The sequence below is a fragment of the Amycolatopsis sp. GA6-003 genome, from assembly GCF_046267895.1.
Classification (GTDB): Bacteria; Actinomycetota; Actinomycetes; order Mycobacteriales; family Pseudonocardiaceae; genus Amycolatopsis.
The window spans coordinates 664,613-682,063 of sequence record NZ_CP176499.1 but is presented as its reverse complement, the minus strand read 5'-3'; the positions used below and the strand labels follow the sequence as shown (position 1 = coordinate 682,063).

At 71.2% G+C, this 17,451-nt stretch carries 17 protein-coding genes; 6 read left to right on the top strand and 11 right to left on the bottom strand.

Annotated features, from left to right (window positions below; all coding sequences use genetic code 11):
• Nucleotides 1-15 precede the first annotated feature (15 nt).
• The 3 genes from F9C12_RS03245 to F9C12_RS03235 form a co-directional block, all read right to left on the bottom strand.
• Nucleotides 16-837: a helix-turn-helix transcriptional regulator gene (locus tag F9C12_RS03245; protein WP_409464686.1), complete on the bottom strand. Its 822-nt coding sequence runs from the start codon at nt 835-837 to the stop codon at nt 16-18.
• Nucleotides 838-1,046: 209 nt separating this feature from the next.
• The gene (locus F9C12_RS03240; RefSeq protein ID WP_409464685.1) at nt 1,047-1,205 is read right to left on the bottom strand and encodes a hypothetical protein; all 159 of its coding nucleotides are present in this window, start codon (nt 1,203-1,205) and stop codon (nt 1,047-1,049) included.
• 34 nt (nt 1,206-1,239) lie between these two features.
• A complete protein-coding gene (locus F9C12_RS03235) occupies nt 1,240-2,136 on the bottom strand; it encodes a LysR family transcriptional regulator (RefSeq protein ID WP_409464684.1) in 897 nt (298 codons plus the stop codon).
• Between the two features lie 98 nt (nt 2,137-2,234).
• Between F9C12_RS03235 and F9C12_RS03230 the strand changes: the two genes are divergently transcribed.
• A complete protein-coding gene (locus F9C12_RS03230) occupies nt 2,235-3,077 on the top strand; it encodes an oxidoreductase (protein ID WP_409464683.1) in 843 nt (280 codons plus the stop codon).
• Between the two features lie 40 nt (nt 3,078-3,117).
• Here F9C12_RS03230 and F9C12_RS03225 read toward each other — a convergent pair whose 3' ends face one another.
• Nucleotides 3,118-4,911, bottom strand: a complete 1,794-nt coding sequence (locus tag F9C12_RS03225) for a hypothetical protein (RefSeq protein ID WP_409464682.1) — start codon at nt 4,909-4,911, stop codon at nt 3,118-3,120.
• A 296-nt stretch (nt 4,912-5,207) separates the two neighbouring features.
• On the opposite strand from F9C12_RS03225, the gene F9C12_RS03220 reads away from it, so the two are divergent.
• Together F9C12_RS03220 and F9C12_RS03215 are read left to right on the top strand one after the other, a co-directional pair.
• A complete protein-coding gene (locus F9C12_RS03220; protein ID WP_409466957.1) occupies nt 5,208-5,984 on the top strand; it encodes a lysozyme in 777 nt (258 codons plus the stop codon).
• A 49-nt stretch (nt 5,985-6,033) separates the two neighbouring features.
• Complete coding sequence (locus tag F9C12_RS03215) at nt 6,034-6,657, top strand: hypothetical protein (protein WP_409464681.1); 624 nt, start codon at nt 6,034-6,036, stop codon at nt 6,655-6,657.
• Nucleotides 6,658-6,926: 269 nt separating this feature from the next.
• Here F9C12_RS03215 and F9C12_RS03210 read toward each other — a convergent pair whose 3' ends face one another.
• Together F9C12_RS03210 and F9C12_RS03205 are read right to left on the bottom strand one after the other, a co-directional pair.
• The gene (locus F9C12_RS03210) at nt 6,927-8,429 is read right to left on the bottom strand and encodes an FAD-dependent oxidoreductase (RefSeq protein ID WP_409464680.1); all 1,503 of its coding nucleotides are present in this window, start codon (nt 8,427-8,429) and stop codon (nt 6,927-6,929) included.
• Between the two features lies 1 nt (nt 8,430).
• Nucleotides 8,431-9,348 (bottom strand): AurF N-oxygenase family protein, encoded by a 918-nt coding sequence (locus tag F9C12_RS03205; RefSeq protein WP_409180485.1) that lies wholly within the window; start codon nt 9,346-9,348, stop codon nt 8,431-8,433.
• Between the two features lie 194 nt (nt 9,349-9,542).
• On the opposite strand from F9C12_RS03205, the gene F9C12_RS03200 reads away from it, so the two are divergent.
• Both F9C12_RS03200 and F9C12_RS03195 read left to right on the top strand, forming a co-directional pair.
• Nucleotides 9,543-10,118 carry a hypothetical protein gene (locus F9C12_RS03200; RefSeq protein ID WP_409464679.1) on the top strand — a complete coding sequence of 192 codons (576 nt, stop codon included), beginning with the start codon at nt 9,543-9,545 and terminating at the stop codon, nt 10,116-10,118.
• Entirely contained in the window at nt 10,115-10,615 is a 501-nt protein-coding gene (locus F9C12_RS03195; protein WP_409464678.1) for a GNAT family N-acetyltransferase, read from the top strand. The genes F9C12_RS03200 and F9C12_RS03195 overlap by 4 nt, the downstream gene beginning before the upstream one ends.
• Here the strand turns inward: F9C12_RS03195 and F9C12_RS03190 are convergent.
• The 5 genes from F9C12_RS03190 to F9C12_RS03170 form a co-directional block, all read right to left on the bottom strand.
• Nucleotides 10,604-11,827, bottom strand: coding sequence for a multidrug effflux MFS transporter (locus F9C12_RS03190; RefSeq protein ID WP_409464677.1), 1,224 nt, complete (start codon nt 11,825-11,827; stop codon nt 10,604-10,606). The two genes, F9C12_RS03195 and F9C12_RS03190, sit on opposite strands and share 12 nt — an antisense overlap.
• A complete protein-coding gene (locus F9C12_RS03185; protein WP_409464676.1) occupies nt 11,824-12,798 on the bottom strand; it encodes an alpha/beta hydrolase fold domain-containing protein in 975 nt (324 codons plus the stop codon). Before F9C12_RS03185 ends, F9C12_RS03190 begins: the two co-directional genes overlap by 4 nt.
• Nucleotides 12,795-13,772, bottom strand: a complete 978-nt coding sequence (locus F9C12_RS03180) for an alpha/beta hydrolase (RefSeq protein ID WP_409464675.1) — start codon at nt 13,770-13,772, stop codon at nt 12,795-12,797. Before F9C12_RS03180 ends, F9C12_RS03185 begins: the two co-directional genes overlap by 4 nt.
• 79 nt (nt 13,773-13,851) lie before the next feature.
• Nucleotides 13,852-14,817, bottom strand: coding sequence for an aldo/keto reductase (locus F9C12_RS03175; RefSeq protein WP_409464674.1), 966 nt, complete (start codon nt 14,815-14,817; stop codon nt 13,852-13,854).
• 33 nt (nt 14,818-14,850) lie between these two features.
• Nucleotides 14,851-15,960 carry a zinc-binding dehydrogenase gene (locus F9C12_RS03170; protein ID WP_409180475.1) on the bottom strand — a complete coding sequence of 370 codons (1,110 nt, stop codon included), beginning with the start codon at nt 15,958-15,960 and terminating at the stop codon, nt 14,851-14,853.
• A 105-nt stretch (nt 15,961-16,065) separates the two neighbouring features.
• Here F9C12_RS03170 and F9C12_RS03165 point away from each other — a divergent pair, with 105 nt between their 5' ends.
• Nucleotides 16,066-17,421, top strand: coding sequence for an amidohydrolase (locus tag F9C12_RS03165; protein ID WP_409464673.1), 1,356 nt, complete (start codon nt 16,066-16,068; stop codon nt 17,419-17,421).
• Nucleotides 17,422-17,451: the final 30 nt, after the last annotated feature.

Here is a 17,451-nt window from a genome sequence, read left to right as displayed (position 1 = left end):
CGGAAAAAGCGGCGGTTAGGACGGTTCGCCGGCGGCGAGACTGCCGAGCAGCCCCAGCGCGGCCTCCGACGGACTGCCCGGATCCGCCTGGTACACCACGAGTTGCTGGCCGGGAGCGCTGTTCACGGTCATGGTTTCGTAGTGCAGGGTGAGCATTCCGACGAGCGGGTGCCGGAACCGTTTCGTTTCGTGCGTTTTCTGCCGGAGTTCGTGGCGTGCCCACAAACGGCGGAAATCGGCGCTCTTGAGGGACAATTCGCCGACCGCCTCGATCAGCAGCGGATCGTCCAGATCGGTGCCCGCCGCCGACCGCAGCCCGCCGACGGTGTTGACCGCGACTCGTTCCCAATCCGGGTAGAACGCCCGGGCGTCGGGGTCGAGGAAGACCAGCCGCAGCAGGTCGCCGCTGTGCTCGTGCCCGGCGAACAGCGCCTCGCCGAGCAGATTCGCCGCGAGCACGGTCATGCACCGGCCGAGCACGACCGCGGGCGTCTGCGGCCACGCGTCCATCAGCTGCACCAGCCGCGGACTGACGCGCTCCTTCGCCGGCCGCCGCCTCGGCCGCTTGGGCCGGGCCAGCGAGTGCAGGTGGGCGAGCGCCTCGTCGTCGAGCCGCAGCGCCCGGCCGAGCGCCTCCACGACCTGGGCCGACGGCGTGCGCTCCCGGCCCTGCTCGAGCCGCACGTAGTAGTCGGTGCTCACCCCGGCGAGCCGCGCGACCTCCTCCCGGCGCAGCCCGCTGACCCGGCGCCGGGTGTCGGCGAGGTCAGCGTCCGCCGGGACGGTGGTTCCGCGCCGGGCCCGCAGGAACTCGCCGAGGAGGTTGCTGTCGCTCATGAACCCAGGCTAGATCGCGTCCGGCGGCGGTGGGGTGCGCAGAGGGGGTGTGGTTCTCCCACCCTCGCGGTGCCCCCGGGGCGCGGTGCACGAGTCCCGGGGGCGGGGAGGAGCATCGACTCGTTTTCGGTGAAGGTCAGCGAAAGCTGATCCTCGGCAACGGGTCGATCCGGACGCGGGTGCGCCGCGGCGTCGACCGTTCGACACGCTCAGCCGCGACGGGATCGGTCGAAGACGACGACGTCCTCGACCGGGCCGGTGGGGCCGCCGTCCGGGCAGTGCTCCCGTACCGCCATCTCCACCCCGGCCGCGACTAGATGCGCCTGCCGCGCAGCGAGTCGAAATCCCGCGCCCGCTCGATCGTCCACTCGTCGTCTGCCACCGCGGAAGCATGTCGGAACGTCAGCCCGCGCCGGAAAGATCCGTTGTCTCCGCCAGCCGGGTCACCACGTCCAGCAGTGCGGACGGGCGCGGGCCGTCGGACCGCCACACCACCATCGTGCGTGCGGACTCTCCTTCCAGCGGCACGAAAACCACCCCGGTGCGGCGCAGGCTGTGGGCGGACCGGGCCAGCCGCGTGACGCCGACCCCGGCCGCGACCAAGCCCAGCAAGCCTTGCACCGTCGCGGTGCGCTGGACGACCTCCGGAGTGAATCCGGCCGCGGCGAAATCCGCGTCGTACTTGCGGTGCCAGGGAGCCCAGGACGTGCGCGGCGTCAGCACCCACGGCTCGCCCGCGAGGTCGGCCAGGCGCACGGCGGAACGGTCGGCCAGGCGGTGGCCGGACGGCAGGACCGCACAGACTTCCTCGGTCAGCAGGAGGTGCGTCGCCAGGCCGTCGACCAGCGGCGGGCGGGTGAAGCCAGCGTCGAAGCGGCCGTGCAGGACGCCGTCGACGAGTTCCGCGATCGAGACCTCCGCAGTGGTCACGGTCAGTTCCGGGAGCTGCTCCCGCACCGCGCGCACGACTGGCGGGAGCAGGTAATTCGCAGTGCTGGCAAGGAAAGCCAGCCGCAGGGCGCCGATCTCGCCGCGGACTGCGCGGGCGAGCGTCGCGACCGCGGCGTCGGCGCGGGCGAGTACGGCGCGAGCTTCCGGAAGGAAGAGTTCGCCGATCGCGGTCAGCCGGGTGCCGCGAGGGTCGCGGGTGAAGAGTTTCGCGCCGAGTTGGCGTTCCAGCACGGTGATCTGCTGCGACAGCGACTGCTGCGCGATGTGCAGGGCCGCGGCGGCGCGCGTGAAGCTCGTCGTTTCGGCGACGGCGACGAAGTAGCGCAGCTGCCGCAGCTCAGGGGTCACAGGCGGAGACTGTAGCCCGCCAGCGAACCGGTGTTGGCGGACCCCGGACGGGGCGCGCCACGATCGGAGGCGGAAGAAACCACGGGAGGGACTGCTCAATGACCGAGGAAACCGGCGGCCGCGTCTGGCTGATCACCGGGTGCTCGAGCGGCTTCGGCCGCGAACTCGCCCAGGCCGCGCTGGCCGCGGGGGACCGGGTCCTCGCGACCGCCCGCAAACCGGAGGCGCTCGCCGGCCTTGTCGCGGAAGGCGGGGACCGGGTGCGCGCGGTCGAGCTGGACGTCACCGATCCGGCGCAGATCGACGCCGCCGTCCGGACCGCGCTGGAGGAGTTCGGCCGGATCGACGTGCTCGTCAACAACGCCGGCCACGGCTCGGTCGGCGCGGTCGAGGAACTGGCGATGGCCGACCTGCGCGCGGTGCTGGAGGTGATGTTCTTCGGCGCGGTCGCGATGACCAAGGCCGTCGTGCCGCTGCTGCGGGAACAGGGGAGCGGCACGATCGTGCAGATGAGTTCGATGGGCGGGCTCCTCGCGCCGCCTGCCTTCGGGGCCTACTGCGCGGCGAAATTCGCCCTCGAAGGCATGTCCGAGGCGCTCGCGGCCGAGGTCGCGCCGTTCGGGGTGAAGGTGCTGATCGTGGAGCCGGGCGCGTTCCGGACGTCGTTCGGCGGCGCGGCGATGCACCGCTCCCGGACCATCGACGCCTACGCCGAATCCACCGCGGCCACGCGGGCCGCGGTGGAGGGCATGGACGGGACCCAGCCCGGCGATCCGGCGAAAGCGGCGGCGGCGATCCTGCGCGCGGTCGACGCGCCGGACGCGCCGCTGCGGCTCGCGCTCGGCGGCGACGCGGTGGACGCGATCCGCGGCAAGATCGCCGCGCTGGCCAAGGACCTCGACTCCTGGGAGACGGTCAGCCGGGCGACCGCGCTGGACTGAACCGCTGGTGGCCGCCCGCGCGGGCGGCCACCAGACCGGATCACGGATAATTCGGGACGTTGACTGGCTTGGTGCCGTCCGGCGTCACGTCGCCGGTGTCGTTCACGACATGGGTGATCGTGCCGCGGTGGTTCAGCGAAACCGTGAGCAGGCTGTGCAGCTTCACCCCGCCGTTCTGCGGCACCTCGAACGCGTGATAGCTCGAAACCGCCGGGTTGGCGTCGAAGAAGCAATAGCTGCCCAGCCCCCACGCCTCGTGGGCCGTCACGTCCGGGCCGACCTTGTACGCGGCGTATCCCGCGGTGCCGGGCGCGGAATTCCACGAAGCCTGATCCGGGACGTCGTAAGGCATTTCGTTCTGGAAGAAGATCGTCTTCCCGTTCTGCCCGTTCCACACCACCTGGAACTTCTGGTAATGCTCCACGAACAGCCCGGTCGCGATCACGTTGTCGCCGATGACGAGCACCCCGGTGTCGGCGGTATTCGTCGTCCAGCCGACCGTGCCGCTCTTGCCGTGGTCGGCACGCCACGCCCAGACGTGGTCGACGATCGTGTCGTCGCTGTTCACCACCAGGCTGGTGGTCGCCTTCCCGGCCAGGTCGCCGCCGACCCGGAAGAACACGTCCTGCAGCGACGTCGGGTTCGCCGCGTGGCTCGTGTGCTTGCCGCTTTCGCCGACGGTCAGCAGGGCCGGCGAGTTCTGGACGCCCGCGTCGAACAGCAGGCCCTTCACCCGCACACCGTCCACATCGGACACGTGCATCGCGTCGACGCCGTTGTCCGGGATCAGCGTCGGATAGCCGATGCCGAGCACGGTCGTGCCCGGGCGGGTCACGTTCAGCGTCTGGTCGAGGTGGTAGGTGCCGGGGGTGAAGAACAGGTTGCAGCCGGAGTCGAGGGAGCTGTTGATGCTCGCCGCGGTGTCGCCGGGCTTCACGACGCGGAACTGGCTCATCGGGACGGATTCGCCGGGCGTGCCGCCGTTCGCCCAGCTCGGTCCGGACGCGTTCGTGCGCAGCGACGGCAGGAAGACGCGGTAGTCGCCGCCCTCGTCCACATACAGGTACGGCACGTCGCGCGAAACCGGCGTGGTCGCGAGCGTGGTTTCCGGCGGGTTCGGGAACGAGGTGGCTGGCGCGCCGGTGGTCCCGGAGAAGACCATGTTCCACACGCCGCCGTCCCAGCTGCCCAGCGCCGAATCCCGCGTGTACCACTGCTGTTGCGAAACCGACGCGGCCTGACCGGACACGCGGGTGTCGGCGACGTACCCGCCGCTCGCGTAGCCGTAGCTGGCCGGGAACAGCTGCAGCCCGCCCTTGATGTCCATCCGGCGGAACGGCGCGGCCTGCGACGCCGCCCACCGGTCGCTGCCGCTGGACGGCGTGACGGCCAGGTTCTCCGCCGACCGCCAGAAGTTCTGCAGCGCCGAACCCTGGTCGGACTCGTTGAAGGCGTCCACGGTGATGTCGCCGTTGATCTGCACGTCGTCCGGATTGCGGCCGAGACCGGCGACGGAGGTGTAGAAGCCGACGTTGTCGTGCACCGCGTAGGCGCCCGGCTTGAACAGATGCGCGACGCGGCCCGGGCCGAACTGCGCGGTCTGCGTGTCCGTCTGCGCCTCGAAGTCCTTGTCCAGCTGGGCCTGGATCGTCGCGGAAGGCATTCCCGGGTCGAAAACGTGCACGTTCGGCCCGAAATCCGGCTGGTCGGGCTGGCCGGTGCAGTCCGCCTGCGCGGACGCTGGGGCCGCCGCGGCGGGGACGGCGAGCCCGGCCGCGGCGAGCAGCGCCAGCGGGAGCAACGCGGGTCCGCGGGGTCGATGAGTCCTGTTCACGTGGGGACACCTCCGCCGGTAGGGAATTTGCCAACAAGTTTGTGGTAGGCCACAACAAATTAAACGCCTCGCTCGTCGCCGCCGGTCACAACTCGGTCACAGTTGTCTGGACCACTGGCGCGAATTCCGGCTATCGGAATCTCGTTCACGTCCGGGTGACGCAGCCAGCCCCGCGCCGCGTCGTGCCCCAAGATGACCTTGGACCTGCTGCCGTGAAGATCGGAGTCTCGGTGACCCGGACAGCGACGGACAAGACCTGGCGGCTGGGCTTCGCCGCCGCCGCGTCGGCCTTGGCGATGGCGTGCGGCGTCGCGACCGCCGCACCGGCCGAGGCCGCGGACTACTCGAAGGCCGGCGAAAACGTTGCCGGTTCACAAATTCTGCGCCACGAGGGCGTGCGGAGCGGGAGCCCGCGGCTCGACCCGGCGGCCGGGCAGACCCTCGGCCACGACGTCAGCGGCCACCAAGGCACGGTCGACTGGGGCCAGGCCGCCGGAGCGGGCGCCCGGTTCGCCTACGTCAAGGCGACCGAGGGCACCGGATTCGTGAGCCCGCAGTTCGACCAGCAGTACAACGGCGCGCACAACGCGGGCCTGATCCGCGGCGCGTACCACTTCGCCCGCCCGGACGTCTCCAGCGGCGCCCAGCAAGCGGACTACTTCATCGCCCACGGAGGCGCGTGGCGCGGCGACGGCACGACGCTGCCGGGCGCGCTGGACATCGAGTACAACCCTTACGGCGACGCCTGCTACGGCAAAAGCCAGGCCGACATGACCGCGTGGATCGCCGACTTCACCCGCCGGTACCTGGCGAAACAGCGGCGCAGCGCGATCATCTACACCTCGACGTCGTGGTGGAAGCTCTGCACCGGCAACGCGGGCGGATTCGGCGACACCAACCCGCTGTGGCTGGCCCGGTACGCCCCGGAGATCGGCGAACTCCCGGCGGGCTGGGACAAGCAGAGCATCTGGCAGTTCTCCCGCACCGGCAGCCTCCCCGGCGACCAGAACTACTACAACGGCCCGATGAACCGCGTGCAGGCGCTCGCCAGGGGAGGCGGTTCGTCGGCCTGATCGCCGCAAAGCCGTGCCGGGAGGGGCCCGGTCGTAGTTGGATCGCCGGGTGACTTTCGCGATCGGACTCTTCGACATCTTCACCTACGCGATCCCGGGCGCCCTGCATCTGGCGGTGCTGGCCTACGTCGCCGGACGGCTGCACTGGGTCGACCTGGCCGCTGTCGCCCGAGGGCCGGGCGTGGTCGTGGTGATCGGGATCGTGGTGGCCAGCTACCTGCTCGGGTACCTGGCGTACCCGCTGGGCGCGCGGGTGTCGAGGTGGCTGCCGCGGCGGCGGAAGCGGAATGCGCGGGAGGAGTTCCTGCGCCGCAATCCCGCCGCGCGCGGATGCGCGTTCGTCGAGGCGGATTCGTTTCTGCTGCTTTCGGCGCTGCAGCTGCACGACGCGGACGCGGCGATGGAGGCGACGCGCGTGCGCACCACCGGCCTGATGCTGCGCAATTCCAGCCCGGCGATGGCGTTCGGGTTCGTAGCGTCGGCGGTGGAGCTGATCGCCGGGCCGCACCGGGTGTTCGCGGCGTGCGCGGCGGCGCTGTTCGCGGTGGCGTGCCCGGTGCTGGTCGCGCAGAGCCGCGTGCTGACGCACTGGGCGAACGTGAAGACGCTGGAGCTGAGCTTCTGGGTGCCCGAGGTGGAGGAGACTCTGGCGGCTCGGCGGAAAACGGAGTGATCGGATCTCTTGCCCGGTCAAGGAAAATCGCTCGGCAGGGCGCCGGTCAGCTGCTGGCGGCTTCGGGCCAGGCGAGGGCGGCGGGTCGGCGGGCCACGCGGTGGACCTGGCTGGCGGCGAGGGCGGGGTCTAGGTCGCGAGCGCGACGCTCGGGCCGAGGAGGACATCGCCGGGTTGTCCGACAATCCGGCAACGCACGCATCGGGCCGCGACGCACGAAGCCCCGGCCGCGACGGGAATCGCGGCCGGGCTTCGAAGGCAGAACTCGCTCAGCGGCCCCGGAACCGGGCAGCCAGCGCCGCGATCGGCGAGCGCCGTCCCCGCAGCGGAACCGCGCCGGAGGTGATGTCCGCCAGCAGCGTCGCCACCGTTTCCCGTGCGCAGGTCCGGTTCGCGCCGATGCCGCCCGACGGGCCGCGCTTGATCCAGCCCACCACGTACGCGCCGGTCCGGCCTTCGACCCGGCCCGCGGTGTTCGGGATGGTTCCGGCCGCGTCGTCGAACGGGAGCCCGGGCACCGGGCGGCCGCGGTAGCCGACGGCGCGCACGACCTGGCCGGCCGCGATCTCGACCGGACCGGAAGGCCCGTCGGCCCGCAGGCCGCGCACGTGGCGGTCGCCGGTGATCTCCAGCGGAGCCGAGTGGAAGCGCAGCACGATCCGGCGCGGGCCGTCCGCGGGAGGGGCGGTCCAGTCGATCGGCTCGCGGTCCAAGTCCTTCAGCAGCGCGGCTTTTCCGGCGCCCGCGTCGATCGCCGCGGCGGTGCGCGGGTCTTCGGCGTCGACCACGAGCGGCACGTTCGCCCGCTGGGCCAGCGCGATCAGCTCCGGCGAGGTGTAGGCGGCGTCCTCCGGGCCCCGGCGGGCGAGCAGCACCACCTCGCGGACCTTGCTGGAGCGCAAGCGTTCCAGGGCGTGCGGGGCGATGGTGGTGCCGTCGAGCTCGTCCGGGTCGGCGGTGAGGATCCGGGCGACGTCCAGCGCGACGTTGCCGGTGCCGATCAGCACCACTCGCTCCGCGGACAGGTCGACCGCGTCGGCGGGGACGTCCGGATGGCCGTTGTACCAGGCCACGACCGTCGTCGCGGCGAGGCTGCCGGGCAGGTCCTCGCCGGCGAGGCCGAGCGTGCGCGCGGACGACGCACCGACCGCGTAGATCACCGCGTCGTGGCGTTCGGCCAGCTCGTCCACCGTCACGTGGCGGCCGACCTCGACGCCGAGCTTCAGCTTCAGCCGCGGGTGCTGGTGCAACCGCGAGAAAGCCTCGCCGATCCGCTTGGTGTCCGGGTGGTCCGGGGCGACGCCGAAGCGCACCAGCCCGCCCGCGACCGGCAGCCGGTCGATCAGCGTGACCCGCGCGTTGGTGTGCAGCAACAGGTCTTCCACCGCGTACATCCCGGCCGGGCCGGTGCCGACGACGGCCACGTCCGCGGGCTCCAGGTCGCTCGGGATCTCGCGGTCGAACGTCGGCGGGCCCCACCGGTGGAAGTTCGGCGCCGGGTTCGCGGCGGCCGCCGGGCGGTCGGCGAAGAAGTCCGCATTGATGCCCGCGTATACCTTCAGCGAGTCGGTCAGCAGATCCACCGGGAAGATCGCGTCGACCGGGCACGCGTCGGCGCACGCGCCGCAGTCGATGCAGGACGCCGGGTCGACGTAGAGCATCTCGGTGGTGCCGAAGTCCGGTTCGTCCGGCGTCGGATGGATGCAGTTGACCGGGCACACCGACACGCACGTCGCGTCGTTGCAGCAGGTCTGGGTGATCGCGAAGGCCATGTCAGATCAGATTCGCCCGCTTGTAGAACACCAGAGCCGGCTTGGTGAGCAGCCCGCACGAGCCGAGGAACTCCATCAGCCCGGCACAGCTCGACCGCATCATCGACTTGTGGTGCTCGTTGGCCTTCGCCTCGCGCACCGCGCGCTCGGTGTCCAGCCCGGCGTTCTTGTACACGTCGCGGTTGACCATGCTGCTGACGATGAAGTACGACGCGATCGCGATGACCAGCGCGTTGACCTGGCGGCGCACGGCTCCCGCGCCCTCCAGCTGCTGGCGGGTCTCCTCGCGGGCGAACTTCATGTGCCGCGACTCTTCGACGACGTGGATGTTGTTGATGGTGCGCACGAACGGGACCACACGCTCGTCGCGCATCCAGTCGCGCTGCATCACGTCGAGGACCTCTTCGGCGACCAGGATCGCCGCGTACGCCGCTTCGCCGCTGGCGACCGCCTTGAAAACGCGGCCCAGTTCGACGGCGAGCCGGCGCGGCCGGTACGGGGGAGCGCCGAGCTTCTGCGCGCCGCGGGCGAACATGATCGAGTGGCGGCATTCGTCGGCGATCTCGGTGAGCGCCCACTGGAACGCCGGGTCGGTCGGGTCCTTGGCGTAGAAATCGCGCAGCACCATCTGCTGCAGGATCATCTCGAACCAGATCCCGGTGCTCGCCACCGACGCCGCCTCCTGGCGGGTCAGTTCCTTCTGCTGCTCCGGGGTCATCTCGGCCCAGTAGCTCGTGCCGTAGAGGGTGCTCCACTCCGGGCTGGCCCCGTGGAAGTCCTTGTCCAGCGGGGTTTCCCAGTCGACCTCGGTGGCCGGGTCGTACGACAGGGTCGCGGAGGAGTCGAGCAGCCGCTGCGCGGTCTCGTGCCGGCCGGACAAGGCTGCCTCCGGTGCTCGCTGCACGTCTGCGCTGGTCATACGGTCCTCCCTGAGCGACATTGATTAGGCGTTACCGCGATTCACTGTTACCTAAGGTAACACCTATCTGGCCGCATCGCGAGAGGTGCCGGCGAACCGCGTGTCGCCCGTTCGGGCAATCGGCCCGGAAAGGCGCGGCTGACCTGGCAGGATGAGCCGCGAATGTCTTCCTGACCCCCGGAGGAACCGCCGTCGTGACGCAACCGCCGCAGCCCTACCCCGGCGCGGAGCCGCCGCAGTACTCGCCGTTGCCGCCTGCCTACGGCGGGCAGCCCCCGTACAGCGGCCAGTTCCCGGCGCAGCCGCCGCCGACCGCGTACTTCGGGGCGACCGCCGTCGCCGCCGCGACGCTGTCCTCGGTGATCGGCCTCGTGGGCACGATCGGCTTCATCGTGGCGGTGATCCGGATGATCGACAATCCGTCCTCGTCCAGGCTGCTTTCCGTCGGCATCGTCGGTGCGCTGTACCTGGCGATCGCGGCACTGGCGGTCGCCGGCGCGATCGGCCTGTTCAAGCGTTCGCAGGCAGGCCGGATCTGCGTGCTCGTCGGCGCCAGCCTGGCGGTGCTGGACATCGTGGTGCTGATGATCGTCGGCTTGGGTTCCAGCTTCGTCCGCAAGAGCGCGCCGCCGACCCTGCAGATGACCTTCCCGAGCGGCTTCCTGTGGCTGATCGTCCCGGTCGCCGCGATCGTGCTGGCCGCGCACCGGGCGACGGGTGCGTGGCTGCTGCCGAAAACCCCGCCGACGCCGTACCACCCGGGGTGGTGACCGCCCGGGAAGAAATCCTCCGCACCCCGCGGCTGCGCCTGACCACCTGGCTGCCCGAAGACCTGGACGAGCTCGCCGAACTGCACGCCGACGACGCGGTCATGCAACACCTGACGACCGGCCCCCAGACCCGGGAGGCGACCCGCGAACGGCTGGAGACGTTCATCGCCGAACACCGGACGCGCGGCTGGTCGAAATGGCGCGTCGAGGGCGCCGCGGGATTTCTCGGCCGGGCGGGGTTCGGGATCGCCCATCGCAGCGGGCACCGGGAAGTCGGCTATGTGCTGACGCGCGCGGCGTGGGGTGCGGGGCTGGCCACGGAGCTGACGCAGGCGTTGCGGCGGTGGCATTACGACCATCCGGAGCCCGCACTCGCGGCGGAGCTGCGGGCGTATGTGCTGCCGGGGAACGCGGCGAGCTGCCGGGTGCTGGAGAAGGCGGGGTTCCGGGAGGTCGGCGAGGAGGACGGTCAGCTCGTGTTCGAGTCAAGCCCCTGATCGGCGCAGCCGGGGCAATACCGCCAACCACAGCAGCATCGTCGCGATTCCGTACGCCACCGTCATGGTCAGGCTCATCGACAACGGCGTCGTCCCGCTCAGCGATACCAGCGGTGCGACAATCGGGCCGATCGCGAACGACGACGTTCCGAGCAGCGCGGCTGCGGTTCCGGCTCGCTGGCCGTGGTTGGCCAGGGCTAGTGCGTTGCCGTTCGCCTGCGTGGTGCCGCCCGCGAACATCAGCAGTGCCAACGGAATCAGCAACGCTGCCAGCCCCGCTCCGAACAACACCGCTCCCAGCATCGTCAGCGCGGCTGCCGCGGTGAAGGTCGTGCCCAGCACGTACATCCGGACCGGACCCGCTCGGCGCACTGCTGCTCGGTTCACTTGTGCGCCGAGTACGGACATCACCGCGTTCGCCGCGAAGCAGGCGCTGAACAGTTGCGGCGACAACGAGAATCCGTCCTGCAGCACGAAGCTGATCGACGCCAGGTAAGTAAAGAACGCCGCGCCGCCGCAAGTGCTTACGAGCAGGAAGCCCAGGAACAGCGGGTCTTTCAGCAGGAGCCGGAACTCGCCGCTGCCGCGCCGCGGATGTCGTGCCTCGGGTGGCAGGCTCTCCGGCAACGCGGTCGCGGCGACGATCAGCAGGGCCGCGCCGATTCCGGCCAGGACGCCGAAGATGCCGCGCCAGCCGATGATTGCCGCCAATTGTCCGCCGATCACCGGGGCGACGATCGGTGCCAGCGCGCCGACGGTGGTCAGCAAGGCCAGCAGCCGCACCAGTTCGACGCCTTCGGCTAGGTCTCGGGCAACGGCCAGCGACAGCACGATCCCAGCCGAACCGCACAATCCTTGGAGGAATCTCGCGGCGAGCAGCACCTCGACCGACGGGGCGAACGCGCACACCACAGACAGCACGGTGAACAGCCCGATCCCGGTCAGCAGCGGCCGTCGCCGGCCGAAGCGGTCGCTCAGCGGGCCTACGACGAGCTGGCCGAACGCCAAGCCGAGCATGCACACCGACATGGTCGCCTGCGCGAGGCTCTGCCCGGCCCGGAGGTCGTCGGCCAGCTGGGGGAGCGCCGGCAGGTAGAGGTCCATGGAGATCGGGCCGAAGACCTCCAGCAGCCCCAGCACGACTGCTATCCGGAGCGCGCCCGGGCGGTTGTTGGGCAAAACCGGGCCCGGCTCGGTCTGGACTCGCTTCATCCGGCACGCAGGATCCGGCGCAGCCACGACAGCCGGGCCGCGACCGCGGAACGCGAGACCTCCGCTTCGGGGGAGAAACCGGCGAAACCGTGGTAGCCGCCCGCCCAGACGTGCAGTTCCGCCTGTCCGCCGGTGGCCCAGATCCGCAGCGCGTATTCGGTGGTCTCGTCGCGGAAGATCTCCGCGGCGCCGACGTCCAGGTACGCCGGAGGCAGACCGGACAGATCGGTCATCCGCGCCGGGACCGCGTACGGCGAGACGGCGTCGGTGCCTCGCGCCGGGCCGAGCAGGGCGTTCCAGCCGGTGTCGTTGTTGTTGCGGTCCCAGGCGCCGATTCCGTCGTACTGCCGGGTGGAGACCGTTTCGTTGCGGTCGTCGAGCATCGGGCACGCGAGCAGTTGCCCGGCGATGGCCGGGCCGTTGCGGTCTCGGGCCAGCAGGGCGACGCCCGCGGCCAGGCCGCCGCCCGCACTGGCCCCGGTGACGACGACGCGGGACGGGTCGATACCGAGTTCTTCGGCGTGTTCGACTGTCCACAACAGACCGGCGTAGCAGTCTTCGACGGCGGCTGGGGCCGGGTTTTCCGGGGCCAGCCGGTATTCCACGGAGATGCCGACCGCGCCGAACCGCAGGACGTCGTCGATCAGGCCGTCCAGGCCGAAGAACCGGTTGCCCAGCACCATTCCGCCGCCGTGGATGCTGTACAGCGCGGGTGCGCCGGCGGCTCCCGAGGCGGGACGCACGACGGTAAGCACGATGTCCGGCGCGCCTTCGGGACCGGGCACGGTGTGCTCGCTCAGCTCGACCGGGCGGTCCCCGACGATCTGCTCGGCGGGCGGGATGATCGTCGCGAAATGCGCGCGGTTGGCCAGAATCGTGTCGGCGCGCAGCGGGATCCGCTCGACCAGGTCGAGGAACGCGGCCAGTCCGGGCTCCAGCTCCGGGTCGTAGGGCACCGGAGGGATGCTCATTTGCCTGCCTTCCCGAGGATCCGGCGCAGCCACGAGTTCCGGGTTTCGAGGGCGGCCTTGCTGATCGGCCAGTCCGGCACGTACATGTCGAACCCGTGGAAGGCGCCCGCCCACACGTGCAGTTCGGCCTGTCCGCCGGTCGCCCAGATCCGCAGCGCGTACTCGGTGTCCTCGTCGCGGAACGGTTCCGCGCTGCCGACCTCGATGAACGCCGGAGGCAGATTGGACAGATCGGTCGCGCGCGCCGGGGCGGCATAGGGGGAGACGTCGTCGGTGCCGGCCGCGTCGCCCAGCAGCGACTTCCATCCGGCGAGGTTCGATTCTCGCGTCCAGGTGCCGATCCCGGAGTACTGCTGGCTCGCGACGGTCGTGTTGCGGTCGTCGATCATCGGGCACAGCAGCAGCTGGCCCGCGATGGCCGGGCCCTTGCGGTCGCGGGCCAGCAGCGAGACCGCGGCGGCGAGACCGCCTCCTGCGCTGCCGCCCATCACCACGACGCGCGACGGGTCCACGCCCAGTTCGTCGGCGTGCTCGACTGTCCACACCAGACCGGCGTAGCAGTCCTCGACCGGCGCGGGGTGCGGGTGCTCGGGCGCGAGCCGGTATTCGACGTTCACCGCCACCACGTTCAGCTCCAGCACCAACGCCAGCAACCGGCCGACGTCCATGTTGCGGTGGCCGACCATCATGCCGCCGCCGTGGATGTTGTAGAGCACCGGCAGCGCGCCGTCGTTCTCGTGCGGGGACAGGATGGTGATTTCCAGGTCCGGCGCGCCTTCCGGGCCGGGGATGGTCTGTTCGACGACGGTCACCGGTGCGTCGCCGACGACTTCCGCGGCGGGCGGGAACATGTCGGCCATCGCGCGGCGAAGGCCGGGGATCGTCTCTCGCGTGAACGGCGGGGCGTCGGCCGGAACGATCTCGGCGAGCGCGGGCTCGATCTCCGGGTCGAACGGGACGGGGGGATAGGTCAAGGCAGCCTCCTGGGCCGGGCGGGCGGGTGCGGTCCGTGAGGGGAACCGCCTCACGGACGCGAGGACGGGGGACGGCGGGTCAGGGGCCTTCGGGATCGACGGCGTCGCGGTCGGCCCAGAACGGTTCCACCAGCGCGCGGATCTGCTCGGCCCCGACCTTCTCGACCAGGTCGACCGCGGCGAGGTTGTCCTCCAGCTGCTCCATCCGGGTCGCGCCGAAGAGGGTCGTGACGTTCGCCGGATGCGTCAGCGTGAACGCGACCGCGAGGCGGGCCGCGCTGGTGCCGAGTTCCTCCGCGACCTTGACGACCTGGGGGGCGTCGCGGGTGATCCGCTCGCGGACGTCGCCGGGGTCGCGGCCGATCTCGCGGGTCAGCTTGGTCCGCCCGGCGAGGATGCCGCCTTCGAGGACGTCCGAGGCCTGCATGACGAAACCGTCGGCGAACAGCCGGGCGAACGGTTCGCCGTCCGGAATGGACCGGCGGCCGATGCTGTACTTCAGCTGCGCGATCTGCGGGCCCGGCACCTTCAGCGCCTCGGCGATTTCGCGCAGCCGCGCGATGTTCCCGGCCGACCAGTTGTTCACGCCCCAGGCCCGGATCAGCCCGGAGCGGGCCAGCCCGGCGAGGTCTTCGACCAGGTCCTCCAGCGCGACGTCGTCGCGGCGCAGGTCGCCGAGGATCACCAGATCGGCGACGTCGAAACCGCCGCGCAGGAACGCGTTTTCCAGCTGCGGCCGGAATCCCTGGTCGCCGAAGCCTTCGATCCACAGCTTCGCCGAGACCAGGTAGTCCTCGCGCGGAATGCCGGCGGCGCGGACGATCGCGCTCCAGAGCACGTCGGTGAACACCGGCGGGTGGCCGGGCATGCCGTAGACGCCGACGTCGAACAGGTTCACGCCGGCTTCGACCGCGGCGCGGATCATCGCGACCGCGTCGGCGAAATCCATCCGGTCGTAGGTGTGCCAGGAACCGAGCGAGAGCAGCGAAACGTCCAACCCGGACGTGCCGACCTTGCGGCGGGGAAGGGGCGACGATGCGGACACGAGACCTCCTTGGCTCGTAAGGGAAACGGTCGATCAGGGAAGCCGGGGGTCGACGACGGCTTTCGTCTCGTCGAGGCGGTGCATGGCCTCGATCCGCTCGCTCGCGCCGGACAGGCCGACCGGGCTGCCGAACAGCCGGTCCCACGGCATCCGGGCGGCGAACGTGCCGAAGAACTCGATCGCGTGGTGGTAGTCGGCGATGTCGCCGTTGAGCGAACCGACGACGGTCAGTTCCTTGCCCATCACCGTGCCGAGCGGGACCGGCGTCGGCTCCGGCCCGGTGCTGCCGACGACCACGACCCGCCCGCGCTGCGCCGCCATCGCGACCGCCTCGCGGCCGACCGACGGCGCGCCGGCGAAGTCCAGCACGAGGTCGCCGCCGTGTCCGCCGGTGAGTTCGGCGACGCGCTCGACGATCGCGTCCGAACCGCCCGCGACGTCGACCACCTCGTCCGCGCCGAATTCCTTCGCCAGCTCCAGCCGCGAAGCGGGAGCGCCGACGGTGATGACGCGACCCGCCCCGCTCAGATGCGCGACCGCGGTCGCGAACAGGCCCAGCGCACCCGATCCCTGCACCACGACGCGGGATCCGGGCCGAACCCCGCCGACGCGGTCGAACGCGCGCAGCACGGTTTTCGCCGCGCACCCGGCCATCGCGGCCCAGGTGTCCGGCACTTCGGCGGGCAGGAGGAGCTTCGCCGCGCCGGGGACGACGTAGGCGTACTCGCACAGCCCGGCGGTCGCGAACGGCGCGACGTCGGATCGCTGCAGGAATCCGTAGCCGCGACGCGAGCACGCGACCGGTTCGCGCAGCACCGTGCAGCCGTAGCACTCGCCGCAGGTGGATTCCGACCAGCCGATCCGGGACCCGACGGCGATCGCGCGGCCGAGCGCGTCGCGCGTGTCCGGCCCGGCCGCCACGACCTCGCCGACCATTTCGTGGCCGAGCACCATCGGCAGCATGCCCGGGAAACTCATCTTCCCGGACCAGATCTCCACGTCCGTGCCGCACAGCGTCGCGCACGAGACGCGGACCAGCGCCGCGCCGGCCTCGAGGTCGGCGGGCAGCGGGAGTTCGGTCAGCTCCAGCGGCGCGCCGTGCTCGGTCAGCACCGCGGCGCGGGTGGAAGTCGGGACGGTCATGGGGAACCTTTCCGGGGACTGGCGGGCCCTGCGGGACCGGACGATGGGTTAGTCTACGGACGTCGACAAAAATGTCGAGTCCCCGAATCCCCTCCAGGAGCGCCTGTGCCGACCTCAGTTGCGGATCTCGTCTTGCGGGCAGCGGCGGTGCACACCATGGCCGGCGCCGCGCCCGCGACCGCGCTGGCCGTGCGGGACGGACGCGTGCTGCGCGCCGGAACCGACGCGGAGACGCGGGAGCTGATCGGACCCGGCACGAAAGTGCTCGACCTCGGCGACCGCGCGGTGCTGCCGGGCATCAACGACGCGCACCTGCACGCCACGTGGCTCGGCGCGCTGTGGCCGGACACGCTGTTCGCCGACGAAGGCGCGCCCGGACCCGGCCCGGAAAAGCCGCTGCGCACCGCCGCCGAACGCCGGGCGGCCATCCTCCGCGCGGGCGAAATCCTTGCCGCACTGGGCATTACGAGCTACACCGAACCCGGTCTGGGCCCGGGGGAGGACGACGGGCACCTCGGCGCGTTCGGCATGTCCGTCGTCGAGCAGTACCGGGAACTGGCCGCCGAAGGGCTGTTGCGGGCGCGGGTGACCGCGCTCTGGCTGTACGGCGAACTCGACGGTCCGAGCACGTTCGACAACTTCCGCGCCGGACTGGCCACAGTGGACGGACCGGGTCCGGACCCGCGCCGGCTGAACTTCCGCGGGGTGAAGATCTTCGCCGACGGCATCCCGCCGATGCGCTCGGCCTACACCCACCACTGCTACGCCGACGGCAGCCATGCGCACCTGCTCGTCGGCGGCGCGGACGACCCGGAGCGCGAGGAGAACTTCACCCGGATGGTCCGCACCGCGCACGAGGCCGGACTGCAGGTCGGCGTGCACGCGACCGGCGACCGGGCGATCGAGCTGATGCTGGACGCCGTCGAACGGGCCCGCGAGGAGCGCGACGTCGACCTCGGGCACTACGTCATCCACGGCGACCTGGTCAACGCGGAGCAGCTCAAGCGGATGGCCCGGCTGGGGGTCGGGCTGTCCGCACAGGCCGGGATCGCGGTGCGGACCGCCTCGGTGGTCGACGCGGCGCTCGGGCCGGGCAGTTCGGACACCGCGTGGCCGCTGCGGGACGCGCTGGACGCCGGGATCCCGCTGTGCCTGACGTCGGACGCCCCGGTGCTCCCGCCGGACTGGCGCAAGGAAATCGCCGCCGCGGACCAGTGGATGGGCCCGGCCGAGGATGTGCGGCAGCGGATGGAGACCCTGCTTCGCTGCTACACCGTGCACCCGGCTCGGCAGGACGGTGCGGCGGCGTGGAAGGGCACGCTCGAGCCGGGGATGGCGGCCGATCTGTGCGTGTTGTCCGCGGATCCGTTCTCGGTGACGCCCGCTGAGCTGCCCGGGGTCGAAGTCGACCTGACTGTCCTGGATGGACAGATCGTGTACGACCGCTCGGGCCTTGCGTGACGTCCGTGCGGGGAACCCTGAAGGAATCAG